Annotated in this window: 25 protein-coding genes and 1 pseudogene; 8 read left to right on the forward strand and 18 right to left on the reverse strand. The window is 65.4% G+C overall.

All coding sequences use genetic code 11. The features are described from left to right. Positions 1 to 182, forward strand: a 182-nt coding sequence (locus ACHAAJ_RS15020) for a hypothetical protein (RefSeq protein WP_435729053.1), incomplete at its 5' end; no start/stop codon positions are given. A gap of 488 nt (positions 183 to 670) precedes the next feature. Here ACHAAJ_RS15020 and ACHAAJ_RS15025 read toward each other — a convergent pair. The 4 genes and pseudogenes from ACHAAJ_RS15025 to hpaE all read right to left on the reverse strand — a co-directional run bounded on the left by ACHAAJ_RS15025 (position 671) and on the right by hpaE (position 4,218). Beyond that, positions 671 to 874: a hypothetical protein gene (locus ACHAAJ_RS15025; protein WP_435729054.1), complete on the reverse strand. Its 204-nt coding sequence runs from the start codon at positions 872 to 874 to the stop codon at positions 671 to 673. An 8-nt stretch (positions 875 to 882) separates the two neighbouring features. Beyond that, positions 883 to 1,263, reverse strand: a pseudogene (locus ACHAAJ_RS15030) (hypothetical protein); the annotation flags it as partial. 324 nt (positions 1,264 to 1,587) lie between these two features. Next, on the reverse strand, positions 1,588 to 2,685 hold the full coding sequence (hpaD, locus tag ACHAAJ_RS15035; RefSeq protein ID WP_435729055.1) for a 3,4-dihydroxyphenylacetate 2,3-dioxygenase: 1,098 nt from the start codon (positions 2,683 to 2,685) through the stop codon (positions 1,588 to 1,590). A 27-nt stretch (positions 2,686 to 2,712) separates the two neighbouring features. Continuing rightward, positions 2,713 to 4,218: a 5-carboxymethyl-2-hydroxymuconate semialdehyde dehydrogenase gene (gene hpaE, locus ACHAAJ_RS15040; RefSeq protein ID WP_435729056.1), complete on the reverse strand. Its 1,506-nt coding sequence runs from the start codon at positions 4,216 to 4,218 to the stop codon at positions 2,713 to 2,715. A 203-nt stretch (positions 4,219 to 4,421) separates the two neighbouring features. Here hpaE and hpaH point away from each other — a divergent pair, with 203 nt between their 5' ends. From hpaH to ACHAAJ_RS15055, 3 genes are read left to right on the forward strand one after another with little or no spacing between them, the layout of a single operon-like run. Continuing rightward, complete coding sequence (gene hpaH, locus ACHAAJ_RS15045; RefSeq protein ID WP_435729057.1) at positions 4,422 to 5,207, forward strand: 2-oxo-hept-4-ene-1,7-dioate hydratase; 786 nt, start codon at positions 4,422 to 4,424, stop codon at positions 5,205 to 5,207. Continuing rightward, positions 5,192 to 6,025 carry an HpcH/HpaI aldolase family protein gene (locus tag ACHAAJ_RS15050; protein ID WP_435729058.1) on the forward strand — a complete coding sequence of 278 codons (834 nt, stop codon included), beginning with the start codon at positions 5,192 to 5,194 and terminating at the stop codon, positions 6,023 to 6,025. The genes hpaH and ACHAAJ_RS15050 overlap by 16 nt, the downstream gene beginning before the upstream one ends. A gap of 8 nt (positions 6,026 to 6,033) precedes the next feature. Continuing rightward, entirely contained in the window at positions 6,034 to 6,465 is a 432-nt protein-coding gene (locus ACHAAJ_RS15055) for a DoxX family protein (protein ID WP_435729059.1), read from the forward strand. 149 nt (positions 6,466 to 6,614) lie between these two features. On the opposite strand, the gene ACHAAJ_RS15060 is transcribed toward ACHAAJ_RS15055, so the two are convergent. The 5 genes from ACHAAJ_RS15060 to ACHAAJ_RS15080 form a co-directional block, all read right to left on the reverse strand. Then, positions 6,615 to 8,708, reverse strand: coding sequence for a 3-hydroxyacyl-CoA dehydrogenase NAD-binding domain-containing protein (locus ACHAAJ_RS15060; protein ID WP_435729060.1), 2,094 nt, complete (start codon positions 8,706 to 8,708; stop codon positions 6,615 to 6,617). A gap of 41 nt (positions 8,709 to 8,749) precedes the next feature. After that, the gene (locus ACHAAJ_RS15065; RefSeq protein WP_435729061.1) at positions 8,750 to 9,940 is read right to left on the reverse strand and encodes an acyl-CoA dehydrogenase family protein; all 1,191 of its coding nucleotides are present in this window, start codon (positions 9,938 to 9,940) and stop codon (positions 8,750 to 8,752) included. Positions 9,941 to 10,019: 79 nt separating this feature from the next. Next, the gene (locus tag ACHAAJ_RS15070; RefSeq protein ID WP_435729062.1) at positions 10,020 to 11,204 is read right to left on the reverse strand and encodes a thiolase family protein; all 1,185 of its coding nucleotides are present in this window, start codon (positions 11,202 to 11,204) and stop codon (positions 10,020 to 10,022) included. A 40-nt stretch (positions 11,205 to 11,244) separates the two neighbouring features. Continuing rightward, complete coding sequence (locus ACHAAJ_RS15075; protein ID WP_435729063.1) at positions 11,245 to 11,691, reverse strand: acyl-CoA thioesterase; 447 nt, start codon at positions 11,689 to 11,691, stop codon at positions 11,245 to 11,247. Then, entirely contained in the window at positions 11,688 to 12,890 is a 1,203-nt protein-coding gene (locus ACHAAJ_RS15080) for a CaiB/BaiF CoA transferase family protein (protein ID WP_435729064.1), read from the reverse strand. The genes ACHAAJ_RS15075 and ACHAAJ_RS15080 overlap by 4 nt, the downstream gene beginning before the upstream one ends. Before the next feature lie 203 nt (positions 12,891 to 13,093). Here ACHAAJ_RS15080 and ACHAAJ_RS15085 point away from each other — a divergent pair, with 203 nt between their 5' ends. Next, on the forward strand, positions 13,094 to 13,999 hold the full coding sequence (locus tag ACHAAJ_RS15085; protein ID WP_435729065.1) for a LysR substrate-binding domain-containing protein: 906 nt from the start codon (positions 13,094 to 13,096) through the stop codon (positions 13,997 to 13,999). A 41-nt stretch (positions 14,000 to 14,040) separates the two neighbouring features. On the opposite strand, the gene ACHAAJ_RS15090 is transcribed toward ACHAAJ_RS15085, so the two are convergent. Continuing rightward, positions 14,041 to 15,990 carry a TRAP transporter permease gene (locus tag ACHAAJ_RS15090; protein WP_435729066.1) on the reverse strand — a complete coding sequence of 650 codons (1,950 nt, stop codon included), beginning with the start codon at positions 15,988 to 15,990 and terminating at the stop codon, positions 14,041 to 14,043. Positions 15,991 to 16,054: 64 nt separating this feature from the next. Then, a complete protein-coding gene (locus ACHAAJ_RS15095; protein WP_435729067.1) occupies positions 16,055 to 17,167 on the reverse strand; it encodes a TAXI family TRAP transporter solute-binding subunit in 1,113 nt (370 codons plus the stop codon). Positions 17,168 to 17,458: 291 nt separating this feature from the next. On the opposite strand from ACHAAJ_RS15095, the gene ACHAAJ_RS15100 reads away from it, so the two are divergent. Continuing rightward, positions 17,459 to 18,658 carry an acyl-CoA dehydrogenase family protein gene (locus ACHAAJ_RS15100; RefSeq protein ID WP_435729068.1) on the forward strand — a complete coding sequence of 400 codons (1,200 nt, stop codon included), beginning with the start codon at positions 17,459 to 17,461 and terminating at the stop codon, positions 18,656 to 18,658. A 199-nt stretch (positions 18,659 to 18,857) separates the two neighbouring features. On the opposite strand, the gene ACHAAJ_RS15105 is transcribed toward ACHAAJ_RS15100, so the two are convergent. The 6 genes from ACHAAJ_RS15105 to ACHAAJ_RS15130 all read right to left on the reverse strand — a co-directional run bounded on the left by ACHAAJ_RS15105 (position 18,858) and on the right by ACHAAJ_RS15130 (position 23,047). Then, positions 18,858 to 18,980 (reverse strand): carboxymuconolactone decarboxylase family protein, encoded by a 123-nt coding sequence (locus ACHAAJ_RS15105; RefSeq protein WP_435729069.1) that lies wholly within the window; start codon positions 18,978 to 18,980, stop codon positions 18,858 to 18,860. Positions 18,981 to 19,332: 352 nt separating this feature from the next. Next, complete coding sequence (locus ACHAAJ_RS15110; protein WP_435729070.1) at positions 19,333 to 19,686, reverse strand: carboxymuconolactone decarboxylase family protein; 354 nt, start codon at positions 19,684 to 19,686, stop codon at positions 19,333 to 19,335. Positions 19,687 to 19,805: 119 nt separating this feature from the next. Further along, positions 19,806 to 20,465, reverse strand: a complete 660-nt coding sequence (locus ACHAAJ_RS15115) for a GntR family transcriptional regulator (RefSeq protein ID WP_435729071.1) — start codon at positions 20,463 to 20,465, stop codon at positions 19,806 to 19,808. Next, positions 20,462 to 21,970, reverse strand: coding sequence for a fumarylacetoacetate hydrolase family protein (locus tag ACHAAJ_RS15120; RefSeq protein WP_435729072.1), 1,509 nt, complete (start codon positions 21,968 to 21,970; stop codon positions 20,462 to 20,464). Before ACHAAJ_RS15120 ends, ACHAAJ_RS15115 begins: the two co-directional genes overlap by 4 nt. 64 nt (positions 21,971 to 22,034) lie before the next feature. Continuing rightward, positions 22,035 to 22,781, reverse strand: a complete 747-nt coding sequence (locus ACHAAJ_RS15125) for an IclR family transcriptional regulator (RefSeq protein ID WP_435729073.1) — start codon at positions 22,779 to 22,781, stop codon at positions 22,035 to 22,037. Positions 22,782 to 22,882: 101 nt separating this feature from the next. Then, complete coding sequence (locus ACHAAJ_RS15130; protein ID WP_435729074.1) at positions 22,883 to 23,047, reverse strand: hypothetical protein; 165 nt, start codon at positions 23,045 to 23,047, stop codon at positions 22,883 to 22,885. A 117-nt stretch (positions 23,048 to 23,164) separates the two neighbouring features. On the opposite strand from ACHAAJ_RS15130, the gene ACHAAJ_RS15135 reads away from it, so the two are divergent. Then, positions 23,165 to 23,344: a hypothetical protein gene (locus tag ACHAAJ_RS15135; RefSeq protein WP_435729075.1), complete on the forward strand. Its 180-nt coding sequence runs from the start codon at positions 23,165 to 23,167 to the stop codon at positions 23,342 to 23,344. Here the strand turns inward: ACHAAJ_RS15135 and ACHAAJ_RS15140 are convergent. Beyond that, positions 23,341 to 23,790, reverse strand: a complete 450-nt coding sequence (locus ACHAAJ_RS15140; RefSeq protein WP_435729076.1) for an Lrp/AsnC family transcriptional regulator — start codon at positions 23,788 to 23,790, stop codon at positions 23,341 to 23,343. The genes ACHAAJ_RS15135 and ACHAAJ_RS15140 overlap by 4 nt on opposite strands. A gap of 109 nt (positions 23,791 to 23,899) precedes the next feature. Here ACHAAJ_RS15140 and ACHAAJ_RS15145 point away from each other — a divergent pair, with 109 nt between their 5' ends. Then, the gene (locus ACHAAJ_RS15145; protein ID WP_435729077.1) at positions 23,900 to 24,640 is read left to right on the forward strand and encodes a LysE family translocator; all 741 of its coding nucleotides are present in this window, start codon (positions 23,900 to 23,902) and stop codon (positions 24,638 to 24,640) included. The last annotated feature ends 67 nt before the right edge of the window (positions 24,641 to 24,707 follow it).

The raw sequence follows: 24,707 nt of genomic DNA on the forward strand, positions 1-24,707 counted from the left end.
CAGTGAACCACACAACCGGACTCATCCGGCGACTGGCTGTTGGCCGGTTCCGCCGGGCTCTCTTCCCCCTCCCCGAGGCGGGCTCCGGGATCCCCCGGCCACGGGGTCTCGTCCTGTGGTTCATCTCCTGGCCCACCGCGAGGAAAACCAATGCCGGTCCGGACGAATCGGCCGGAAGCTGATCAGGACAGGGCTACTTCTTCTTCAAGGTCAACTCGATGATTTCGAGGATGTACGGGGCGATCACGTTCCGGGAGATGCGCACGTGGCGCCGAAGCCCTCGGGGAGTTTGGCGAAGTCGGCCTGCTCGATTTCCATGATCTTCTTCGCACCCGGGCGTCGTATCCCGCGCGGCCGGATCCGTCGGGAGGCCCCCCGTGAAGGGGCGGCCTGCGGTGCGTTCCCTGGGCGGTCATGGCGAATCCCTTGGCTGGTGTCGGTGCGTGTTGTCGTCGCGGCAATGCGTCACTCACCAGTGCGCTGCCGGTCATATCCCCGGGAAAGTACAAGAATCTGTCCAACATCCACCTCGAAGCCGACGGAGAAGGGCGAGGCGCCGTCCGCGTCGGCGCCATTGCGGCCACTACGCGGCGACGGGAACGAAAGAGCTGTCCACGACAACCAGTCGCGGACCGTGCGGCTCTGCCTCGTGACAGGAAGTACCTACGTATCAGCTGTTTTCCGGTTCTGCAGGGCTCTCTTCGTCCACTTCGAGGTCGGGCACATCTGCCGGATCGGCACTCTCAGCGGACGGCTTTTCCACGTCGTGGCCCCCGGTCCATTCCGGCGCGGAGCGTTCGTTCGATTCTCCGGCAAGTCCAACTCCGGAGTCCTCGGACGTTGGGTTCTCGTTGCTTGGCGTCTGGTTTTCCATGCTCGCTCCTAGAGTGGGATGGTCGGGGAAAGGCCGGACGCAGCGGTGCTTTCACCGCGCGCCGACCGATCCCATTCAACTCCTGATACGCGTACATGTCGAAGAAGCTCGGGGTTAAGGGGCCCGTGCATGATGGCCGGGGCGCGGCGCTTGTCGAAGACGGTCGCGCCGACTTCCTGCCTCACGCCCAGCAGGTAGAGCGAGACGTACGCGCTGCTCCCGGTGGCGTTGATCAGCGCCTGCGCGATGGTCGGGGCGAACGCCCCGCCGATCACGGCACCCATCGCGTAGGAGATCGAGACGCCGGAGAACCGCACAGACGCCGGGAAGATCTCGTTGTACCACGCGGCCTGCGGGCCGGAGCCCAGACCGCGCCCTAAGGCGAAGATGCCCATCGCCGGATACAGCATCGGTCGCTGCGCTCCAGCCCGACGGCATCGCTCGTCGCGCGCCTGCCGCTTCCTGGCGGCGATCTCCTCGAAGACCGGGACTCCCCCAAGGCCCGGCGGACCATGTAGCCGACGGCGATTGGCACCGCGCCAGCAGCAGGCCGATGGATTCCCCCGCCGGGGCGAAAAACACCTGGGCGAACACCAGCCCGGCCGCCGTCGCGTAGATGAAGAAGTCGTACCACTCGATGGTGGTACCGACGATCGTGGCGAATGCGACCAGCCGCTGCATCTACCTAGCGTGGGGGTCCTGCCGCGTGTTGCTCACAGCTGGTGCCCCATCTTGAAGCCCACCTGCTCGCCCGGGTCGCCGGTCATGGCGTCGCCGGGGGCGCGGGTGTAGGAGAAGCCGTCGGCGCCGACGGTCACTGCCATCTCTGAGGAATCCGTGCGCTCGACGACGTCCTGCGGCTTGCCGTCCAGGTCCAGGACCAGCGACGCCTCGGTGTACCAGGACGGGACCACGGGGTTTCCCCACCAGTCGCGGCGCTGGTTGTCGTGCACGTCCCAGGTGATGACCGGGTTGTCCGGGTCGCCGGTGTAGTAGTCCTGCGTGTAGATCTCGATGCGGTGGTCGTCGGGATCCAGGATGTAGAGGTAGAACGCGTTGGAGACGCCGTGGCGTCCCGGACCGCGCTCGATGCGGTCGGACATGCGCAGCGCGCCCATCTTGTCGCAGATCTGGATGATGTTGTGCTTCTCGTGGGTCGAGAACGCCACGTGGTGCATGCGGGGCCCGTCCCCGCCCGTCAGGGCGGTGTCGTGCACGGTGCCCTTGCGGTGCATCCACGCCGCGTAGGTCACGCCGTTCTCGTCCTGGATGTCCTCGGTGACGCGGAAGCCCAGGTCCTCGAGGTACTTGCGTCCGCGCGGGACGTCGGGGGTGACCTGGTTGAAGTGGTCCAGGCGCACCAGCTCGCCGGCGGAGTACAGGTCGTAGCGCATGTGCAGTCGCTCGACGTGTTCCACCTCGTGGAAGAACTCGTAGGGGAAGCCCAGCGGATCCTCGACGCGCAGCGAGTCGCCGATGCCCTTGACGAACCCGTCGGCCCGGCGCTCCGTGCGGCAGCCGAGTTCCTTGTAGTACGCCTCGGCCAGGTCCACGTCCTCGCGGCTGCGGACCCGGTAGGAGAACGCGGCGACGGCGGCGACCGGCCCCAGCGTCAACACCAGGTTGTGGTGGATGAACTCCTCGAAGGAGCGCAGGTAGATCCGCTCGTCGTCCTCGAAGGTCACGTGCAGGCCCAGCAGGTCCACGTAGAAAGCGCGGGACTTCGCGAGGTCGGTGACGACGATTTCCATGTACGCGCAACGCAGGATGTCCGGCGCGGGAACGGAGGGCTTGGGGATGGTGTTGCTCATGGTGATCTCTCCTTCGAGACGGAGGCGCTATGCGCCGAACTTGGGGGTGTGCACGTCGCCGAGCGTGATGTGGACGGCCTGCTGGTCGGTGTAGAAGTCGATCGAGCGGTAGCCGCCCTCGTGGCCGAGGCCGGACGCCTTGACTCCGCCGAAGGGCGAGCGCAGGTCGCGCACGTTGTGGCTGTTGAGCCACACCATGCCGGCCTCGACGTCCTGGGCGAAGTTGTGGGCGCGCTTGAGGTCGTTGGTCCACACGTAGGCGGCCAGTCCGTACTTGGTGTTGTTGGCCAGCTCGAGCGCCTCCTCGTCGGTGTCGAACGGGGTGATCGCGACGACCGGCCCGAAGATCTCCTCCTGGAAGATCCGGGCGTCCGGTGCCACATCCACGAACACGGTCGGCGCGACGTAGGAGCCGTTCTCCTGCCCCTCCGGCAGGCTGTCGGGCCGCCCGCCGCCGGCCACGACGCGGCCCTCCGACTTGCCGATCTCCACGTAGGACATCACCTTGTCGTAGTGCTCCGGGTGCACCAGCGCGCCGACCTGCGTGGTCGGATCGTGCGGGTCGCCGACCTTGATTTTCTTGGCGCGGGCCGCGTAGGCCTCGACGAACCTCTCGTAGATCGGGCGCTCCACCAGGATGCGGGACCCTGCCGTGCAGCGCTCGCCGTTCAGCGAGAACACCCCGAACAGGGTGGAGTCGATCGCGGCGTCGAAGTCGGCGTCGGCGAAGACGATGGCGGGGGACTTGCCGCCGAGCTCCATGGACATGCCCTTGAGGTTCTCGGCGCAGTTGCGGAAGATCAGCTGGCCGGTGGAGGACTCCCCCGTGAAGGAGATCAGCGGGACCATCGGGTGCTTGACCAGCGCGTCGCCGGCCTCCTCGCCGATGCCGTTGACGAGGTTGAACACGCCGTCGGGCAGCCCGGCATCCTTGAAGATGGTCGCCCACAGGGACGCGGAGAGCGGCGTGAATTCAGCCGGCTTGAGCACCACGGTGCAGCCGGAGGCGATGGACGGCGCCAGCTTCCAGGACTCGAGCATGAACGGCGTGTTCCACGGCGTGATCAGGCCGGCGACGCCGATCGGCTTGCGGTTCACGTAGTTCAGCTGGGAACCGGGGACCTTCAGCGCGGTGTCGTGCTGGGCGACGATCAGGTCGGCGAAGAAGCGGAAGTTCTCGGCGGCGCGCTGCGCCTGGCCGCGGGCCTGGGTGATCGGCAGGCCGGTGTCGAAGGTTTCCATCTCGGCGAGGCGGTCCTCCTGCGCGACGACGGCGTCGGCGATCCGGTGCAGCACCTTGGCGCGCTCGCGCGGCTTCATCTTCGGCCACGGGCCGTTGTTGAAGGCCTCCGTGGCGGCGGCGACGGCCGCGTCGATGTCCGCCTTCTGCCCGGCCGCAGCCGTCGCGTAGGTCTGGTTGGTCACCGGGTCCAGGACCTCGAAGGTCTCCCCGCCGACGGAATCGACGAACTCGCCACCGATGTAGTGCTGGAGGTGGTTGGGCAAATTCTCCGGTACGAAGTGCTGAGTCATGGTCTTCTTTCCACGGTTTCGAGTTTCCACGGTTACGGTTCAACAACGCCGGGGTCCAAGATGGAACCTGAATCGACGTGTTTTTCGTACATGAAATCGTATACGATCTAGTGTGAGGGAGGGCACTCCAGTCCGTCAACCCCACGACACCGCAAGACCAGACCGCCGGGCCCGGCCCCGCGGCAGCGAACGAAAGGTGGGCCATGCTCAGCGAAGAGACCATCACCCAGATCGCCGACGAGCTCGTCGAGGCGGGCCGGACGCGCACCCCGGTGGCGCGCCTGACCGCCCGGTACCCGGAGATGACCATCGAGGACTCCTACCGGGTCCAGAACCTCTGGCGCCAGCGCTCCGAATCCGACGGACGCCGCCTGGCCGGCCGCAAGATCGGCCTCACGTCCAAGGCCATGCAGGCCGCGACCGGCATCAGCGAACCGGACTACGGCATCATCTTCGAGGACATGGTCCTGGAGAACGGCTGCACCATCAAGTGGGACCAGTACACCCACCCCCGCGTGGAGGTGGAGCTCGCGTTCGTCCTGAACAAGGACGTCACCGGACCGAACGCCACCATCTTCGACGTCCTGAACGCCACCGAGTACGTCGTCCCCGCGCTGGAGATCCTGGATTCGCGCATCGAGATGGAGGGCCGCACCATCGTGGACACCATCAGCGACAACGCGGCCATGGGCGCCATGGTGATCGGCGGAAACCCCGTCCGCCCCCACGACGTGGACCTGCGCTGGATCTCCGCGATCCTCTACAAGAACCAGACGGTGGAGGAGACCGGCGTCGCCGCCGGCGTCCTGAACCACCCCGCGGCCGGCGTGTACTGGCTGGCCAACAAGATCGCCGCCCACGGCGACGGCCTCAAGGCCGGGGAGACCATCCTCGCCGGCTCCTTCACCCGTCCGCTCTGGGTGCACGAGGGCGACACCGTCTTCGCCGACTACGGAAAGCTGGGGACCATCACATGCCGTTTCGAGTAAACCCGCCGAAGTCCCTCAAGGACCTCTTCACGCCCGGCAGCCGCACGATCGCGGGCATGTTCCTGAACTCCGGCGACGCCGGAATCGCCGAGATCTGCGCCGGATCGGGCCTGGACTACCTGCTGATCGACGCCGAACACGGGCCGATGGGGCTCGAATCCGTCCTGGCGCAGCTGCGGGCCATCGCCGGGTACCCGACCGTCGCCGTCGTCCGCGTCCCCGCCAACGATCCGGTGGCCATCAAGCAGTACCTGGACCTCGGCGCGCAGTCCCTGATCGTGCCGATGGTGGACGACGCCGATGCCGCCCGCCGCGCGGTCGCCGCCACGCGCTACGCCCCGGAGGGCATGCGCGGCGTCGGTTCCGCGCTCGCCCGCTCCGCGCGCTGGAACCGCGTCCCCGACTACCTCGCCCGCGCCAACGAATTCATCACGCTGCTCGTGCAGATCGAGTCCGCGGACGCCGTCGCCAACGCCGCGGACATCGCCGGCACGGACGGGATCGACGGCGTCTTCATCGGCCCCTCGGACCTCGCCGCGACCATGGGCCTGCTCGGGCAGCAGGACCACACAGACGTCGTCGACGCCGTCGTGCGCACCATCGGCGCGGTGAAGGCGGCCGGTAAGATCGTCGGCGTCAACGCCTTCGTCGAGGCGCAGGCCCGCGCCTACCTCGAGGCGGGCGCGGACTTCGTGAACGTCGGCGCCGACGTTGCGCTCCTCGCCCGCGGGACCGAGGCGCTCGCAGCCACGTTCATCGGCGAGACGCCGAACGAGAACGGCACCCGGCACGACGCCGGAACCCCCGCCAGCTACTGAAGGAACCCATGAACCTCAACAGCATCGCTTCCCTGCCCGTCCGCACCGCGGCGCGCTCCCTGACCGGCAGCACCTACGCGGTGTTGGGCTACGACGCGTGGAAGACCCCCGGCGCACGCGTGGAGATGGCAGCCTCCACCCTGGCCAGCGTGCGCAGGGTCGTTCCGCTGCCGTTCGACGACGAGACGCTGGTGCGCGCCAACGGGGGCATCCAGGCCGCCGCCGGTGCCCTGATGACCTTCGGCGTCCTCCCCCGGCTTTCGGCGCTGGTGCTTGCCGGCTCCATGGTCTCGACCACCATCGCCGGCCACCCGTTTTGGACGGTGGAGGATCCGGCGGCGCGGAAAATGCAGCGGACGCAGTTCCACAAGAACATGGCGATGGTCGGCGGCCTGCTCTTCGCGGCCCTCGACAACCCCAAGGCGCGGGCCCGCCGCTAGATTCGCCGGCACGGATGGCTGACGCCGCTGGCGGACCTCGCCGCGCTCGAGGAGTGGCTCGAAACGCACGACGACGGCGTGTTCGTCCTCGACGTCGCGGCTCCCCCGACCCGCCAGGGCTACCCGGGCCCTGGGCGCGGTATGCACCGTCAGTCGTCAGTCAGCCATGCGCACGGTCTAAGCGTCGCATCCCCTGTCTCCGTGGCGTAGTGATCCAGCCTCTCGGCTATGCGGGCGCGTCCGATCTGATCGGCGTAAAACATCGGACCGCCGCGGTAGGCGGGCCAGCTGTATCCCTTGACCCAGATGACGTCAATGTCCCCCGGTCGCTCGGCGATACCCTCCTGGAGAATCCTGCCACCCTCGTTGATCATGGGAAACAACAGCCGTTCGAGGATCTCGTCGTCCCCGATTCCGCGTCGTTCGATCCCCCGGTTGACGCTTGAGCGTTCAATGATCCGGGCGACTTCCGCATCCTCCGAACGTTCCCTTCCGTCGTAGGCGAAGAACCCCGATCCGGTCTTTTGCCCGAATCGTCCGGCCGCGCACAGGGCGTCTGCAATCGGCGCGGTTGTCCCCTGCGCCTTCCGGCTCCGCCAGCCGATGTCGAGACCCGCCATGTCCGCCATGGCAAACGGTCCCATCCGGAATCCGAAGTCGGTCAGGACGTCGTCGACCTGACCGGGGAGCGCACCCTCCAAAAGCAACGCCTCCGCCTGTCGACCGCGGACCGCCAGCATTCGGTTCCCTACGAACCCCTGGCAGACGCCGACAGCTACCGGGCATTTACCCAAGCGCCTGACCACGGAGAAAGCGGAAGCGAGAACACCCGGCTCCGTCTGTCTCCCGCGCACGACCTCCACGAGTTCCATCACGTTCGCGGGACTGAAGAAGTGCATTCCAAGCACTCGACCCGGACGGGCCGTGACGGCTGCCACCGCATCCACATCGAGATAAGACGTGTTGGTCGCGAGGACCGCCTCCGACCGGGTGTGTGCGTCCAAACGGCTGAAGATCTCCCGCTTCACCTCCAGGTCCTCAAACGCCGCCTCGATCACCAGGTCGGCCGTCGCCAGATCCGCGTAGTCGAGGGTTCCGCTGATGCGCGCAAACTGTTCGTCTGCCAACGCCGCAGTGCGGCTACCGCGGGCGACGGAAACGTCGAGATTCCCCCGCACCTGCGCCAACCCGCGGTCGAGTGCCTCCTGCCCGGTTTCGACGACCGTGACAGGAACGCCCGCGGCCGCTAGGGCAAGTGCTATTCCCCCACCCATGGTCCCGGCGCCGATGACGCCTGCGGATTCGATCTCGCGGGCAATCGCTCCGCCGGCAGCGTCGAGGGCCCGCGGTTTGCGGCTCGCCCGTTCGGCGGCGAAAAGATGCCGCTGCGCCGCTGCCTCAGGACTGGCCACGCGTTCGAGGAAGAGCCGTCGTTCGACGGTTGCTCCGGCGTCGAACCCCTCCTCGAGACCTGCGGCGATCGCCTTTACCGCCGCACGGGCGGCCAAGGGATCCTTGGCTTTGCGCAGCGCTGTGGCCGCCAATCGTTCGACCGTTCCCGGGGCGTCGGCCCCGGCGATCTTGTCCGTTCGGTTTCGAGTCAGGGCCGGGAACCGGGGAGTCCCGCCGACTGCGCCTGCCGAATCCGCGAAACGAGATGCCGCCCAGGCGACCGATTCACCGACGAAATCCTCGGCGCCGAGGACCGCGTCCACAAGTCCTGCCTCCCGGGCGGCGACCGCGCCGAGGCGTTTACCGGACAGGATCATTTCGACGGCGAGTTGCGGCCCGACGATCCGCGGCAATCGCCCGGTTCCACCGGCTCCCGGAATGATGCCCAACGTGATTTCCGGGAGTCCCACCACGGCCCCGGGATGGACCACCCGCGCGTGCGCCGCCAGAGCCAGTTCGAGACCCCCACCCAGTGCGACGCCGGCCATGGCGGCGACCACCGGCAACGGGAAGTGCTCGATCCGGTCTACGAGTTCGGGCAAGGTGATGGCAGTGCCGCCACCGCCGAACTCGGTGATGTCGGCTCCGGCGGAGAAGGAGCGTTCGGTGCCGGTGAGCACCACCGCTTGGACACCCGGCTGCGACAGTATCCGGTCGAATGCATCGGCCAGGGCCTCCCGTGCGGCGCCCCCCAGAGCATTGACGGGAGGGGCGTCGAACGTGACGAGGGCGACGGCTCCGTGCCGTGCGATGGCGGCCCGTGGGGCCGGACGTGGCGTGGGATCTGGCATGGCTTCCTTTCGGGTTTTTGGTTGCGGTGGCACGGATGGGCCTACTTGAAGGCTGAGATGCCGGTGATGTCGCGGCCCACAAGGAGTGACTGGATTGAATCGGTGCCCTCGTAGGTGCTGACGATGTCCATGTCGGTCAGGTGGCGCGCGACGTGCCGTTCCATGAGGACACCGTTGCCGGCGAGCATGTCGCGGGCCTCGTTGCAGATCCATTTCGCTTTCTGCGCGGTGGACATCTTAACCATCGATGCCATCGGTCCGGTGAGTCGGCCGGTATCGGCGAGCTCGGCCATGCGCGTGCACATCAACTGCATTGCGGTGAGTTCGGACAACATGTTCGCCAGTTTGTTCTGCACCAGCTGAAAGCTGGCAATCGGGCGGCCGAACTGCTTGCGCTCCCCGGCGTAGTTGGCGGCAATCTCGTAGGCAGCCATGGCGTGGCCGACGGCTTCCCAGGCGGCGCCGCCGCGGGTCGCCGTGAGCACCCTGGAGACATCGTGGAAGGAGTTGCAGTTCTCCAACCGGTTCGTCTCCGGAATGCGCAGGTTCTCGATGAGGATGTCGGATTGCAGGATGGCGCGCTTGCCCATTTTTCCGGTAATCACAGTGGGCGTGTAGCCGGAGGGGTGCGCGCCGTTGGCGTCCTTCTCCATGACGAAACCCTTCACGTGGCCGTCTGCGTCGTCCCGGGCGAAGATGACGACGACGTCCGCGGCGTCGCCGTTCCCGATCCAGCGCTTATGCCCATTCAGGATCCATTCGCTTCCATCCCGGCGGGCACTGGTTTCGAGCGCCACGGAATCGGACCCGTGGTCGGGTTCCGTCAAGGCGAAGGCACCCGTGCGCGCAAGCGTGGCCATCTCCGGTAGCAGGCGTTGGCGCTGTTCCGTGCTTCCGAGCATGGCGATGGTTCCCATGCAGAGCGACGAGTGAACGCCGATGTAGGTGTTGATCGAGCCGTCGCCGCGGGCGATTTCGCGTGCGACGATGCCGGCGGCGCGCCGGCTCAGACCGGGACAGCCGTAGCCTTCGATGGTGCTGCCAATGATCCCGAGCTTCGCCAGGCCGGGCCGCAATTGGTGCGGGAACTCGGCCCGCTCCCAATAGTCGTTGATGATCGGCAGGATGTCTGTCGCGACGAATTCCCGAATCCTGTCGCGGAGGGCGATTTCGGCATCGGTGAGCTCGTCGTCGAGCATGAAATAGTCGCTGCTTGCGTTCTGTGTGGTCAATGTTCTCTTCCTGACATGTCGGATTGGTGCGGTTTCACTGGCTTGCGCATGCATCCTTGCGCGTGCGTCACGGCCGCAACTAGACCCGCTCCAGCAGCATCGCCGTCCCCTGGCCCACGCCTACGCACATCGTCGCCAAACCCCGGTCCGCGCCTTCGCGTTCCATGCGACCGAGCATGGTGACCGTGATTCGGGCACCCGAGGATCCAAGCGCGTGCCCGAGAGCGATGGCGCCGCCGTCGTTGTTGACCGTTCCCTCGTCCAAGCCCAATCGACGGATGCAAGCCAGCGCCTGCGTGGCAAAGGCCTCGTTGAGCTCGACCGCACCCAGACTCCCGACGTCCCATCCGACACGTGCCAAAACCTTCTCCGTCGCCGGCACCGGCCCCAGCCCCATTACCTCCGGAGCCACACCGGCGGACGCTCCATCCACCACCCGTGCGCGCGGCACCATCGAAAACCGGCGCACCGCACGTTCGCTCGCCACCACAATGGCGGATGCCCCGTCGTTCAGCGAACTGGAATTCCCTGCGGTGACTACCCCACCGGGCCGCACGACGGACCGCAATCCGGCCAGCGCATCCAACGACGTCCCCGGCCGCGGGCCTTCGTCGATTTCGAACAATCCGGCTTTGGTCTCCACCGGAAGGATTTCGTCGGCGAACCTTCCCGCGGCCACCGCGGCTAGCGCGCGTCGATGCGAGGCGACGGCGAACGCGTCGGCGTCCTCGCGGCTGATCCCCTCGAGGCGGGAGACCTCCTCAGCGGTTTCGGGCATCGAGAAAGTGGTCTTCTCCTGCTCGCGGAAGCGGGGGTTGGTGAATCGCCAGCCCAGTGAGGTATCGGCCAGTTCGCCCGGACGCCCGAAGGCCTTCTCCGGTTTCGCCATCACCCATGGTGCGCGCGACATGGATTCAACGCCGCCGGCCACAACCACGTCGGCCGCGCCGGACTTGATCATCTGCGAAGCCAGGAGAATGGCGCTCAGGCCCGAAGCGCACAAGCGATTGACGGTGAGTCCGGGAACCGAGACGGGCAGGCCCGCCAGTAATGAGGCCATGCGAGCGACGTTGCGGTTATCCTCGCCTGATTGGTTGACGCAGCCGAGAATCACTTCGTCGATGGCTTCGGGATCCACCCCGGAACGCTCGACCGCCTCCCGTACCACGAGGCCGGCCAGGTCATCCGGACGCACCGAGGACAGCGCCCCGGCATAGCGGCCGGTGGGCGTGCGAACGCCCCCCACAAGAAATGCTTCGGTCATGATTGTCCTTCTGTCCTTGGTTGTTGGGCGTCCGCGCCATTTAGGCGAAGGTGCGGTCTTCGGGGATGTCCTTGGTTCTCGGTTCGACAACCAGGTAGCGGTTTAGTTCCCCACGTTCCTCCATGACGAGAGCCCTCGCGCCACTACCGTCTCCCGTCAGCGGAACCATGACTGTGCTGGCCGACAAAACCCGCTGGCCGTCCTGCTCGCCGTCGTAGTCCAGCGTGTAGGAGCGGGTTCCGATGCGAGCCACGCTGAGGTGGATGAGGAGATCGGAATCGAAGGATATGGATTTGAGATAGTCAATCTTCAGTGAGGCAACGACCGTGGCATGCCCGCGGTCCAGAGGCGGCATGTCCGACAACTGCGCACGCCACTGAATCCTGGCCTCCTCGAGCAGGGTGACAACCCGCGCGTTATTCACGTGACCGTTCAGGTCGAGGTCAGACCATCGCACCGCTACCTCGGCGCTGAACCGCCGATTCACAGCGCTACCGCCAAACGCTCCGAAAGCCAATTGCGGACCAACTCCGAACTCGAGTCGAGAACCGGAGGCGCCAGATCGTAGGTGGCCGGCGTCTTGGAGAACTTCACGGGATGCCGGACGGTGGGGATCTGCCGTTCGCCGCGCTCCGGCAGCACCACGGGATCCAGTCCTAGCCGCTCCGCCAGTTCTATGCCTCCCTTCACGTCCTGGATGGGAGCACAAGGCAAGCCCGCCGCGGACAGAACCGAGAACCATTCCTCCGCGGACCGAGCCGCGAGCTGCCCCTCCAAAAGGATCCTTAGTTCCGCCCTGTGAACGTTGCGCTGTTCGGGCGTGCGGAAACGGGTGTCCGAGGCAACCTCGGGTACCCCGAGGACACGACATAGCTTGGCGAATTGGCCGTTGTTCGCGGCGGCGATCACCAACCTCCCATCGCCCGTGAGCATCGGCTCGTAGGGGTAGAGACTGGGATGCTCGTTGCCCATGCGGGTGGGCACAACGCCCCCGGTCACATACGCGGCCGACTGGTTGACCATCCCCGAGAGGGCCGAGGACAGGAGATTCAACTCCACAAGCTGGCCTTCACCGGTCTTGTCCCGGTGATGCAAGGCGCCAACGATTCCCGTGCTGGCATGAACACCGGTGATGACGTCGAAAAGGGCCAGACCGGCACGGTACGGCTCCGTGTCTCGGTCTCCGGTCAGGCTCATCATGCCGGAAGCCGCCTGAACGAGCAGATCGTAGCCGGGCAACTCCGCTCCACCCGCGGTTCCAAATCCCGTGATGGACGCGTAGATAATGGTGGGATTGGCCTCCGCAACGGATTCGTAATCCAGTCCGTAGCGCTTCAGGCCTCCCGGCTTGAAGTTCTCCACCATAATGTCCGCACTCGTAGCCAATTGCTTGGCCAGAGCGGCGTCTTCCGCATCGTTGAAGTCGAGAGCGATCGAATGCTTATTGCGATTCACGGACAGGAAGAAAGTGCCTTCCCCGTCCCGGGACGGCGGTATCCACATACGGGCGTCGTCGCCTTCGGGCGACTCGACCTTGATGACGGTGGCGCCCATGTCCGCGAGGAGCATTGTGCAATAGGGCCCGGCGAGAACACGGCTGAAATCCGCGACGATGACCCCGCTGAGCGGGCCACTTCCCTGACGGCCGAAAAGGTCGTTCAATCTGTCGGCTGCAAACCTGGTCACGGCCATCCCCCTTCAAGAATGTGTGCTGTGTCACCAACAGTTCCAGAGACATTAGGTCACGTCCAATACAAATTGATGCGGTGATTATTCCTTTCCACGCAAATATCGGCACCGAATCGAGCACGTCTTTGATGGGGAGAGATTATTTGTATATTTGCAAAAATCATTTGACTCGAATGGCATAAATAGAAATAATCACGTTCATGGAACTCCAGCATGTACGTGCTTTTCTCGCCGTGGCCCAGGAACTTCACTTCGGCCGGGCGGCGGAGCGCCTCCATATGGCCCAGCCGCCTCTCAGCCGCATGATCAAACACCTCGAACGCGAGCTCGGCGCCCAGCTCTTTGAACGCAGCACCCGAAGCGTCAAGATCACCACTGCGGGAGACGCGCTGGTCCAGCCCGCTGAGGACATCATCGCCGCGGTACGCCGCGCCAAGGCGGCGGTGACGTCGGCAGGCAAGGGCGAGGCCGGGAGGGTGCGCATTGCCTTCGCCGGCGTCTCGTCTCATGTCATGGTGGGGAAGCTTGCCAAGCTCGTGCGCCAGACACACCCCGGAATCGACCTCGAGCTTTACAGCTCCTACTTCGCGGTTCCGGCGTTGAATGAGGTCATCGCCAGCACTATGGATATAGGCCTCGGTCGCTGGAATTTCCTTCCCGCCGGCGTCGAATCGCGGACGGTGGCACTGGAGACCCTAGTGGTCGCCTTGCCCACGAGCCACCGATTGGCCAACCGGTCGTCGCTCCGCATGGCGGATCTCGCCGACGAGGAATTCGTGGCGCTTCCGCCGGATCCGGGCGCGGTCCTTCGGGACCATTTGGAACGACTCGCCCACGAAAACGGTTTCGTGCCGTCTATCGTTCAGGTCGCCCCGGACACCTCCACACTGTTGTCCTTGGTGGCCGCCGAAATCGGATGTTCACTGACGGTATCGTCCGTTCCGGCGAACATCACATACCCGGGTGTGGTCTTCCTGCCGCTGGAAGACCATGTGGATCCAATCCGGCTTCGGCTGATCTGGCGCACTGAGGACAGCAGTCCCGCCCTGAAGGAAGTGTTGCGCCTTTCGGAGGCTCCCCTGCCGTCTCCGGGACCGGCCTACTGAGCCTCGAAGGATGATCTGGCTGCGCCCCCTTGCCCCTACAACTACTGCCGTGCGGGCTGCACGGGCTCTTGGGCCTTGGTTTCGGCAACATCCGCCGGTGGCATGTTTTCCCCTCTTCTTCGCGCCAACAGCGCGCATAGTAGAACCGACCCCAGCAGGGCGCCGCCCAGGGCCGCCGCGAGGACTCCCGGCATGATGAGACTCACCCCGCCCAAGCCGGCAAGCAGGCGCAGGTACGGGGGTAGGGTCTGATTCAAACCCAACATCCATCCTTCGAAGGCGCAGGCCAGTGCGTAGACCCCCACCAGGCTCAGCGCGAAGGCCATCAGCACCTCTGGCAACGGCGCTTGTGCCACCAGCGCCGGGTTCAGGGCAAACCCGAAGGGCACCACATATTTCACGGCCCCTAGTTTCATGGCTGAAAGGCTCGTCTTCATCGGATCAGACCGGGCGATTCCTGCGGCTGCAAACGACGCCAACGCCACCGGCGGCGTGATGTAGGAAACGGCAGCCCAGTACACCACAAAGAGATGCGCCGCGATGGGATCGACTCCCACCTCCACGACGGCCGGAACCATCACAATGGCGAGGAACACGTAGGCAGCGGAGACGGTCATGCCCATGCCGAGAATGAAGCAGGTAATGGCTCCGGCCACGAGCATGAGGACCACGTTGTCGCCCACAAGCACCAGCAGTTCTCGTGCCAGGGAGAGCGTGACGCCGGACATGCTCAGTCCGCCCACGATGAGTCCCACCCCCGCGATGATCCCCAAGATTTCGCTAATGGTCTTACCGCAGTCAAAGACCATGTCAACGAGACGCGAGGCGGTCAACCGCCCGTTCTTCTTGAACAGTCCAAATACAACCAGTGCTCCGGCCACCCAGTAGGGCGCTTGCGTTTCCGTGGTCACCACCAGCAATGTCGTCAACATCACCAAGGCGGCCAGGTAGGGCCAGCCAGACCTAATGACCGGCTTGAAATCGGGAAGCTGGTCTTTAGGGAGCCCGCGAAGACCCTTCTTCGCCGAATAGGCATCGATCTGGAGGTAGATGCCTACGTAATAGAGGATCGCGGGAATGGTGGCGGCAATCAAAATCTCGCGGTACGGAACCCCAATGAAGGAAATCATCAAGAAGGCCACGGTGCCCATTACCGGCGGAGTGATGGATCCTCCGGAGGACGCCGTAGCTTCCACTGCCGCCGCGTATCTTGCGGAGAACCCGGATTTGATCATGGCGGGAATGGTCATGGGACCGGTGGTTAGCACGTTCGATACGGCGCTTCCACTCATCATGCCCATCGAAGCACTGCTGGCCACCGAGACCTTGGCCGCTCCTCCGCGCTTGCCGCCCAGTAGTGACTGTGCCAGGTCATGGAAGAACGCCGAGCCCCCACAATGAAGCAGAACCACGCCGAAGAGAAGAAAACCTATGAGGATGCTTGCCGCGGTTTGCAGGGGAAGACCCAGGATCCCTTCGACGCCCACCGCATGGATTTGCGCAGTGGTACGGAAGTCATGCGATATGCCCTGCAGGAAACCGAGCGGCATGCGCGAAGAGAACATGGGGTACACCGAAAAGAGGAATGCGATCACGGCTACCGTCGAGCCCGCGGTGCGCCGCAGGGCTTCAACGGCGAGTCCCCACAGCAGAACGCTGAATACGGCGCCGAGTGCCGGGGCCGCATAATCCCAGCCCATGTTGAGGATCTCCTCGGCACGGGAACCAAAGTAGAGGGTCACCACGATCGTCAGCCCGAATAGTCCGACGTCGTACCAGGCAAGCGGAGTCACCGCAGGCGCGCCCTCGTCCGGCTCGCCGGCCGCGGATGGCTTTGCGCGCGTTGCCGGGAAGATAATGAAGACGATGGAGAGGAAGCACGCCAACATGAAATAGAGGTAGGCGTGGGTCAGCAGGGGCACACCGAACAAGTTCCAAAAGAACGCCTGATTCATCGAAAGCAGGAGACCTGCGAGGGTGAAGACGACCACGACGCTCCGCCATGGGGTGCCCAATCGTTGCCGCACCGCGGTTCCTGCCGTGCTAACGGTTCCATTAGTCAAGGTTCTCGTCCTTCCAAGCTGTCCATTCCCGGGCGAGGTTGTCCTCGTCGGCGGTCTTGACGAACGAGTCCCATCCAGCGCGGAGTGTCACCTGGCGCTGTATGAGGTCGCGGTTCTTTCGCTCTGCCTTCTCGGTCCAAAGCCCCTGCTCACGCAGATAACGGACGGTTCCCTCATGGAAGGGGACCACCAGCGGTTCGTGGAGAACCTTGTCCAAGGCGAATTCGCTCGTAGCGGGGGTCGTGCTCCTGTAGCGATCGAAGTTCTCATCCATGGCCTTCACCAAGTCATAAACGGCTTGCGGCTCAGTCTTCGCGTACGCGGAAAGTGGAACCGTATAGGCGAAGTTCTTCGCGGATTCCCCTTCCTCCATGCCTGGAGCGCCGGAGAACTCGCCAATGGTGACCATGGGGGCGATTTCGTGGACCGCCGCAAGTTTGGCTGGCGAATCATCTTCCATGCTGAGCCAGTCGACATCGACAGTGCTCGCCAACTCCTCGAGATTCGAGCCGTAGGCACTGCTGAAGAGGACGTCGAGTCGACCGGCGTCCAATGCCTCTGTTTGATCGCTGTAGCTGAGGTCCACGGGAACGACGTCGTCCCAAGTGAGCCCGCCATAAGCGAGGTAAGCCTCCAATTTGAGATTGATGGAGGTGTTCGCGATGATCCGAGGAAACCTCTTTCCCTTCAGATCTTCGAAGGAAGCGATTTGTGCATCCGTGCGCGCGAGGAGTCCGTAGTTCCCCATGGGCGCCCACACCACGCGAAGGTCCTGCGGACCCCACGTCTTGCTGGCGAAATCCTGTATTCCCTCGAAGCCGAAGTAGTACTCGTCCCCCATCCGGCTGAATTGGGCGCTGCCGGCGTGGAGCGGAGCCACACGGCCGATTGACGTATCCGAGGCCAGGATCCGAACCTGGGTGCCTTGGACCCGTGTGAGACTGTCGGCAACGGCCGCAAGGTCGTTGAAAGTTCCGGTGCCCACGCCATACGTGGTCATCACGAGCTGGTTGCTGGTGTAATCGCGGCTTTTCGGCGAACTGCTGACGATAATGCCAGCCACCAGAACACTGGCAAGGCCGACGCACAGCAAGATTTTTTTCATGGGATCCCCTCAGGCATTCCGATGCCGACACGTGCGGATTCAGTGGCCGGATTGTCGAAAATGTTATGCACGTCACTCTTGCAGAGCATGGACCGATACTTCCAATACCAACTTTCAAGAAGATTGATACCTGGATCGACTATGGAATTCGACGCTGCCGGCGTCCTCGATATTTGTTTACGAAACATCAATTGGGGACAGATTTGGTATTGGATTGACAGTAATCTACCTGCCAGAGTGAGATGACGCACCGGGCCCAGAACACGTGGCCCCACTTTCAGGAGGAAGCGCATGACAGCTGTTACGGAAAAGTCAGTCTCAACGGACGCGGACTACGGTTCCTCGGACATCCTAGGGCTGGACACATTGCTCGGATCCACGGAGCTAGCCGGACGTTCCCGCGTTCGAGCCTTTGTGGATGAAAGCATCCGACCGAATATCGCCCAGTGGTATGAATCCGCGAGTTTCCCTGTCGAGATCATGCACGAACTGGGCGACTTGGGGGTTCTGGGCATGCATTTGGACGGCTACGGCTGCCCCGGGCGGTCCGCCGTCGAATACGGTTTGGCCGCACTGGAGCTTGAGGCCGGAGACTCCGGAATCCGGACCTTGGTCAGCGTGCAGGGATCGCTCGCCATGAGCGCAATCCACAAATGGGGAACCGAGACGCAGAAGAACGAGTGGCTTCCGGAGATGGCCACAGGCCGCAGCATCGGATGTTTCGGGCTCACCGAGCCCACCGCGGGAAGCGATCCGTCAGGCATGAAGACATTCGCTCGAAAGCAGGGCTCGGACTGGGTCATCACGGGGTCTAAACGGTGGATCGGCTTGGCTTCCATCGCCCACGTGGCGGTCATCTGGGCCATGACCGACGAGGGAGTCCGCGGTTTCCTGGTGCCGACGGATACGCCCGGTTTCACCGCTACGCCGATCAACGCCAAGCTCTCGATGCGGGCATCCGTGCAGTGCGATGTCGATTTGGATAATGTGCGTGTCCCGGCGACGTCTCTGCTGCCCGGTGCGCGTGGTCTGCGTGGCCCGTTCTCGTGTCTCAACGAGGCGAGGTACGGCATCATTTGGGGCGCAATGGGAGCAGCACGCGACAGCTACGAGGCAGCCCTGCGGTATTCGCAGCAGCGATTGCAGTTTGGCAAGCCCCTGTCGTCCTACCAAATGACGCAACAAAAGCTCGTGAATATGCTGTTGGAAATCCAAAAAGGAACTCTGCTGGCAATTCATATTGGCCGGCTCAAGGATTCAGGGGAACTGGTTCCGGAACAAATTTCCCTGGGCAAACTCAACAACGTGCGCGAAGCCATCGCGATTGCCCGCGAGGCCCGGACCATACTGGGCGGCAACGGGATCACGTTGGATTACTCGCCGCTCCGGCACGCCAACAACCTCGAAAGCGTGCGGACCTACGAAGGAACCGACGAAGTACACACGCTGATACTCGGCAACCACATCACGGGCACACCGGCATTTCGCTGATGCCGGTCCGAGGACGGTCGGGCGCCAAAGCCGCGCGAGGCGAAGGATACGCATCCGCGATATTGATCGGGAGCAAGCGCAGGCCGCAGGACACCCCCAATCCGTCCGATTCGATCCCGAGCGCCACGTTGGCCCGCGTGTAGGCGTTGGCCAGCGCGATGAGCGTGGTCAGCTCGACTATCGCCGCCGCGCCGAGTTACTACAGCAACCGCGCCGATATCTCGTCGGTGGCGGTCGGCGGGGTGTGGCTCATCGCCTTGGCATACGTCATTACGTCGCGCTCCAGCGGAATGAAAACCTCCGACTCGCGCCACCCCGGCACCTAGCGAGCTTGTCCAGATTGGCGAGTACGGGTTGTTGGTACGGCAGGTCCGGGCACTTGGTACCGGTTGATTCAGTGAGGCGGTACCGGTCAGAAACAACGTTGGCTGTTCCTGACCGGCATTCGGCTCGGTACCGCGGCGCCGGGGCGGCCGCCTCGGCGCCGAAGGGCAGCGGCTATTCCCAGTGGTCCTTTCTCGCGCGTTCTTCTTGGGCTTGGAGCCGGCGCATGTCGACGTCTCCGAGGATCGCACTGTAATCGGCCATCAAAGGCCCCCCTCCGTCGAAGAGGCAACGCCGAATGCGCTGCCCGATCCCTCAGAGGACCACAAACCCCATCCCAGCGGTACCACCTAGCCGAAATGAGCGGTACCACCTACCCGGACTATCGGTACCCGGAAGCCGTACTCGCCATCCAGATCGAGGTCCTTGTTCGCAACCTCGAAGTAGCCGCGGTCCAGGCACCACGTGCAACCGATCAACGACGCCACCGCCATGTGCGCGAACGACTTCAATCCCCGGTCGCAGGCGTGGGCCTTCTCGAACTTCTGGCCAATCGCGAAAGACGCCTTCAGCACCGCGGGATTGTGCCAAAACACGCCCAACGGCGCGGGCACCCGGTCCAGCATCTTCGCCACAACCCGCTTCATCAGGACCCCCTTGACGCCGGTGATCTCCGCCGGGAGTACCCGAGTGTTGCCCGTCATGTCGTCCTCCTATAGGGAAGCGACGCCACGGCATTCACGGGTGCCGCGGTGGACTTCGCTTCACTCCTTAAAACACCGACGGGCGTCGGCTTGTGACATGCGCGGACCGGGGACCGGAATCAGATGGCGGAGTGCTCCTGGCCGGCCGCCTCCAGGAAGGCATTGAGCGTGTGCATCCGGTGGGCGCGCGCGGCGGACTCGATTTCGCCGGGGGCGCCGCCGGACTCCAGCAGGTCCAACAGGGCGTCGTGCTCCTCGACGGACTTGCGGGCCCTGCCGGGGACGTGGCTGAACGCGGTCATGCGCATCGCGCGCAGCCGGCTCCACCCGCGGTGGACCAGGTCCAGGATGTGCGGATTGGGGCACCGCTCGTACAACGCGGAGTGGAACTCGTTGTTCAGCGCGGAGAAGCGCCGCGCGTCGAAGTCCTCCAGGCAACGCCGCATCTGGGCGTTGAGCTCGCGCGCCGCGGCGAGGTCCTCGGCCCTCAGTCGGGGCGCGGCCAGCGCCGTCGCCGCGCCCTCGATCACCGCGAGCGTCTGCATGGTGTGCAGGTAGAGCTCCGGATCGGTGCCGGCGACGGTCGCGCCGACGTTCCGCTCGAACGTCACGAGGCCCTCGGCCTCCAGCCGCCGGACCGCCTCGCGCACCGGAACCACGCTGCATCCGAGTTCGGCCGCGATGGTCCCGAGCACCAGCCGGTAGCCAGCCACCAGCTCCCCGTTGGAGATCCTGCCGCGCAGCAGCGCGTAGGCCTGCTCGGATTTGCTGGGGGTCACTGCGCGCCAGCGCCCTCGGCGACCCACGCGTTATAGCGGGCCTTCCACTCCTTGTTCATGGGGAACAGCCCGTCGATCTGGTTGCCCTCCTTGACCATCTCGAATACGAACGTGTCCTGGCGCTCCTGCTCCACGACCTCGTCGGCAATCTCGGCTGCCATCGTCGGCGGGATGACCAGCACGCCGTCTGAATCGGCGACGATGATGTCCCCGGGCTGGATGGTCGCACCCCCGCAGCCGATGGTCACGTCGGTGTCCCACGGGACGTGCTTGCGGCCCAGGACGGCCGGGTGTCCACCGTTGTGGAAGGTGGGGATCTCCAGCGCGGCAACGGCCGCCAGGTCGCGGACCCCGCCGTCGGTGATGATGGCCTCGGCGCCGCGCACCTGGGCGCGCAGGGCGAGGATGTCCCCGAGCGTGCCGGAGCCCTTTTCGCCGCGGGCCTCCATGACCAGGATCTCGCCCGGGCCGACCGAGTCGATGACGCGCTTCTGCGCGTTGTATCCGCCGCCGTGGGACTTGAAGAGGTCCTCGCGGTTCGGCACATAGCGCAGCGTGCGGGCCGTGCCGATGACCTTCCGCAGGCCCTTGGTCGCCTGCAGGCCGTCGACGGAGACGTTGTTCAGGCCGCGCCTGCGCAGCGCCCCGGAGATGGTGGCCGTCGCGACGGAGAGCAGCTTGGCCTTGACGTCCTCGGTCAGCGCGGACGCGCCCGTCACCGCCGGCGCGATTCCCGCGGCCTCGGCCGTGCCGAACGCGTCGATGCGGTCGGCGTCGGTGACCTTCGGCCGGTTCCCGAACTCGGCGAAGCCCTCGGCGCCCTGGACGACCGGCGTCGCCAGGCGACCGGTGCTCAGGCCGGCGGCCTCGTCGTCGACCTGGACCTCCACCGTGTCCCCGGGCACGATGACGGATGACCCCGCCGGGGTGCCGGTGAGGATGACGTCGCCCGGGTGCAGCGTCATCTGCTGCGAGAGGTCCGCGACGATCTGCGCGAAGGAGAAGATGAGTTCCCCGGTGGTCGCGTCCTGGGCCGGCTCGCCGTTGACCCACGTGCGGACCCGCAGAGCGGCCGGGTCTACGGCGGCGGCCGGCAGCAGCGCCGGGCCGATCGGAGTGAAGCCGTCGCCGGACTTGGAACGGACGTTCGAGCCCTTGTCCGCGTACTTGATGTCGTAGACGCCGAGGTCGTTGCTCGCGGTCACGTGGCCGACGTGGCCCCAGGCCTCCTCGACGGAAACGCGCCGCGCGAGGGAGCCGATGACGAGCGCGATCTCGCCCTCGAAGGCCAGCAGTTCGGTGCCGGCCGGGCGCTCCACCGGGGTTCCGGTGAGCGAGAGGGACGACGCCGCCTTCATGAAATAGGAGGGGAACGCCGGCGTCCGGCCGCGCTGGGCCGCGCGGGAGGCGTAGCTCAGGTGGACGGCAAGGACCTTGCCGGCGGCGTCCAGCGTGGACTGGTCCACCGTGGTCGTGGCGGTGGTGGGGTTCGCGTCGGGGTTCACGGGCTCTCCAGATGTGATGTACGAAATCGTATACGAAACTGTGTGAAGCGTATCACCCGGGGACTCAGACGCCCATGGCCCGCTTGATCGTCGCGGCCGCGCGGGTGAGCCGCGCGCCGATCGTCGCCGGGGACAGCGAGCTGGCGGCCGTCGCATAGACCACCACGACGGCGGCGCGCAGTTGCCCGGGAACCACCACTGGCGCGGCCACCGAGGACACGCCGCTGATGACCTCGTCGCGGCTGGTCGAGTAGCCGGTCTCGCGGGCCTCTACGGCCGCCTGCCGGTAGGCGACGTGCGTCTCCAGCGCCTCCCACTCGGCCGCGGTGTAGGTGGACTGGATCGCGATGCCGGGCGCCCCCTGGTCCGCCGGGTGGCGCGTTCCGGGCCGTTGCAGCACCGTGGCCGGGCCGTGCAGCGGCTCGACGGTGACCAGCGTGGTGCATTCGTGGTGGTCCCAGACCACGATCAGCGCGGACATGGCCATCTCATTCGCGATGGCGTTCAGCTCCGGCAGCGCCGCGGTCTGCAGCGCCCGCTGCACGCCGCGGGCCAGGACCACCAGGCCGGGCGCGGGCAGGACACGGCCGGACTCGTCGCGGGTGGTGAGGCGGTGGTCCTCCAGCGTGCGCAGGATCCGATAGGCGATCGACCGGTGGAGTCCGAGTGCGGACGCCAACTCGGCGATGGTCATCGGACCCGGCGCGTCAGCGAGGATCTCCAACGCCTGGATTCCGCGCGAAAGCGTCTGCGAACGCGTGGAATCCGCGGGGGCCGCGGCCGGCGTCGTGGTGTCGGCGGGCTTGGCCAAGGGTGACCTTTCGGCGTGAATCGGAGCCGGGGACGCCGAAACGGCGCGCCCCGTCGTTCGGCAAATTCTATATCAGAACAACGGAGCGCCCCGCGTGCCCACTAGTCGTCCGACGTCGCCGACCCCTCGTCCGATGTCGCCGGCCCCTCGGGCGTCGCGCCGCCCTCGTCCGCCCACTCCTGGCCCTGCTCGTCGGTGCGCGCCGGGTCGGAGACGACGTCGTCGTCGTGCTCTTTCTTCTGCTTATTGCTTTCGTCGGTGGCCATCACTACTCTCCCTGTGTCGGCTATGCGGTGCGTTCGACCGCCGTGGGAGAGAATCTACGGCATCGGCCTGGGGCTACGCTGGCACCGTAAGTAACGTCGGATCACCAAGGAGCAGACATGTTGCGATTCTTCCGCCTGGCGAGCATGGCGTTGCCCGCCGTCCTCTGGCTCGTCCGCAAGTTCCGGGAGCGGCGCACCGGCGCGCGAAACCCCACGAACCACCCGACGTCGGTGCACAATTCCCGCGACACCCACGGACGCCCCGGCGGGACGCCGCCGGCGGGCCCCAACAACTAAAGCGGCAGCGTTCCGCCACCCTTCAGATTCTTCATCACGATGGTGCTGGTCAGCTTCTCCACCCCGGGGAGGCCGACCAGCACCTCGTCGTAGAAGCGCTGGTACTCCGGCAGGTCCTCCGCGATGACCTTCAGCAGGAAGTCCGGGTCCCCGAACAGGCGGTTGGCCTCCACAATCCGGTCGATGCCGGTGACCGCCTCCTCGAACGCGAGCATGTTCTGCCGGTCCCGCAGCGTGACGAACACCAGCGCCTGGAATCCCAGCCCCACCCGCGCGGGGTCGACGACGGCGCGGTATCCCTGGATGACGCCGGAGGATTCGAGTTCCTTCAGGCGGCGGTGGCACGGGGCGACCGTCAGGCCCACCACGCCGGCCAGTGCCGTGGCAGTCATTCGCCCGTCGTGCTGCAGGTTGCGCAAAATATTTTTGTCAATGTCGTCAATCACGCATAAACCTTATCCTTTGTCGCGGTTTTGGCGATCAATCGGGACAGCACTTTTCCCCGGGATTTTCCTAGGCTTGAGGGGCACCCGTCCCCGCACCAGGAGCCGCCCCGTGGAACCACAGATGATCCTTGGCTTCGTCGTCGTCTCCGTGACGCTCGCGCTCACCCCGGGGGCGGACTGGGCCTACTCGATTGCCGCCGGACTCGGCAGGAACCGCATGGCCCCGGCCGTGGCTGGGCTGTGCGCCGGCTATTTGGTCCATACGGCACTCATTGTCGCGGGGCTGGCCGCGCTCATTGCCGCCCGTCCCGAACTCCTCACCGGTCTGACCGTCCTGGGCGCCGGCTACTTGTTGTGGCTCGGCATCACGACAGCGCGCTCATGGCGCGGCGCCGGCTTCGCGGCCACGGATTACGACGGCGGCGGCACGCGCGACGGCAACCGCGTCCCCGACGACCGCGACGGTACTTTCGACGTCGCCGCGGAGGCAGCCGCGGCACGCTCCGCCGCCCGCCGCAGTTTCCTCAAGGGACTTGGCATCAGTGCATCCAATCCCAAGGCTCTCCTGCTCTATTTGGCACTCATCCCTCAGTTCGTCGCGGCCGGGCAGGCGCTGCCCATTCCCGTGCAGACGGGCATCCTCGGGTTGTCCCACTTCGCGATCACCGTCGGCGTTTACACGCTGGTGGCGGTGGGGGCCCGACGGCTGCTCCGATCCCGCCCGGGGGCCGCGCGCGGCGTGACGCTCGCGAGCGGCATCGTGATGATGGCATTGGGCTTGGCCCTGCTGGCGGAGCAGTTACCTGGTCTCGTCGACGACGCGGCACGGGTTGCCGCCGCGATCGGCTAATTCGTCTGGGCACTCGCCCTCCCCGTTTTGTTGGTTGGCTTCGGGGGTGGGGTGTTGTCCACTGGCT

It is taken from the genome of Arthrobacter arnarulunnguaqae, assembly GCF_051262515.1.
GTDB lineage: Bacteria > Actinomycetota > Actinomycetes > Actinomycetales > Micrococcaceae > Arthrobacter_N.

Coding starts and splice junctions, on each gene's coding strand:
- ACHAAJ_RS15025 (WP_435729054.1), bottom strand. CDS start 874: ATGGAAAACCAGACGCCAAGCAACGAGAACCCAACGTCCGAGGACTCC.
- hpaD (WP_435729055.1), bottom strand. CDS start 2,685: ATGAGCAACACCATCCCCAAGCCCTCCGTTCCCGCGCCGGACATCCTG.
- hpaE (WP_435729056.1), bottom strand. CDS start 4,218: ATGACTCAGCACTTCGTACCGGAGAATTTGCCCAACCACCTCCAGCAC.
- hpaH (WP_435729057.1), top strand. CDS start 4,422: ATGCTCAGCGAAGAGACCATCACCCAGATCGCCGACGAGCTCGTCGAG.
- ACHAAJ_RS15050 (WP_435729058.1), top strand. CDS start 5,192: ATGCCGTTTCGAGTAAACCCGCCGAAGTCCCTCAAGGACCTCTTCACG.
- ACHAAJ_RS15055 (WP_435729059.1), top strand. CDS start 6,034: ATGAACCTCAACAGCATCGCTTCCCTGCCCGTCCGCACCGCGGCGCGC.
- ACHAAJ_RS15060 (WP_435729060.1), bottom strand. CDS start 8,708: ATGCCAGATCCCACGCCACGTCCGGCCCCACGGGCCGCCATCGCACGG.
- ACHAAJ_RS15070 (WP_435729062.1), bottom strand. CDS start 11,204: ATGACCGAAGCATTTCTTGTGGGGGGCGTTCGCACGCCCACCGGCCGC.
- ACHAAJ_RS15085 (WP_435729065.1), top strand. CDS start 13,094: ATGGAACTCCAGCATGTACGTGCTTTTCTCGCCGTGGCCCAGGAACTT.
- ACHAAJ_RS15095 (WP_435729067.1), bottom strand. CDS start 17,167: ATGAAAAAAATCTTGCTGTGCGTCGGCCTTGCCAGTGTTCTGGTGGCT.
- ACHAAJ_RS15100 (WP_435729068.1), top strand. CDS start 17,459: ATGACAGCTGTTACGGAAAAGTCAGTCTCAACGGACGCGGACTACGGT.
- ACHAAJ_RS15110 (WP_435729070.1), bottom strand. CDS start 19,686: ATGACGGGCAACACTCGGGTACTCCCGGCGGAGATCACCGGCGTCAAG.
- ACHAAJ_RS15130 (WP_435729074.1), bottom strand. CDS start 23,047: ATGGCCACCGACGAAAGCAATAAGCAGAAGAAAGAGCACGACGACGAC.
- ACHAAJ_RS15135 (WP_435729075.1), top strand. CDS start 23,165: ATGTTGCGATTCTTCCGCCTGGCGAGCATGGCGTTGCCCGCCGTCCTC.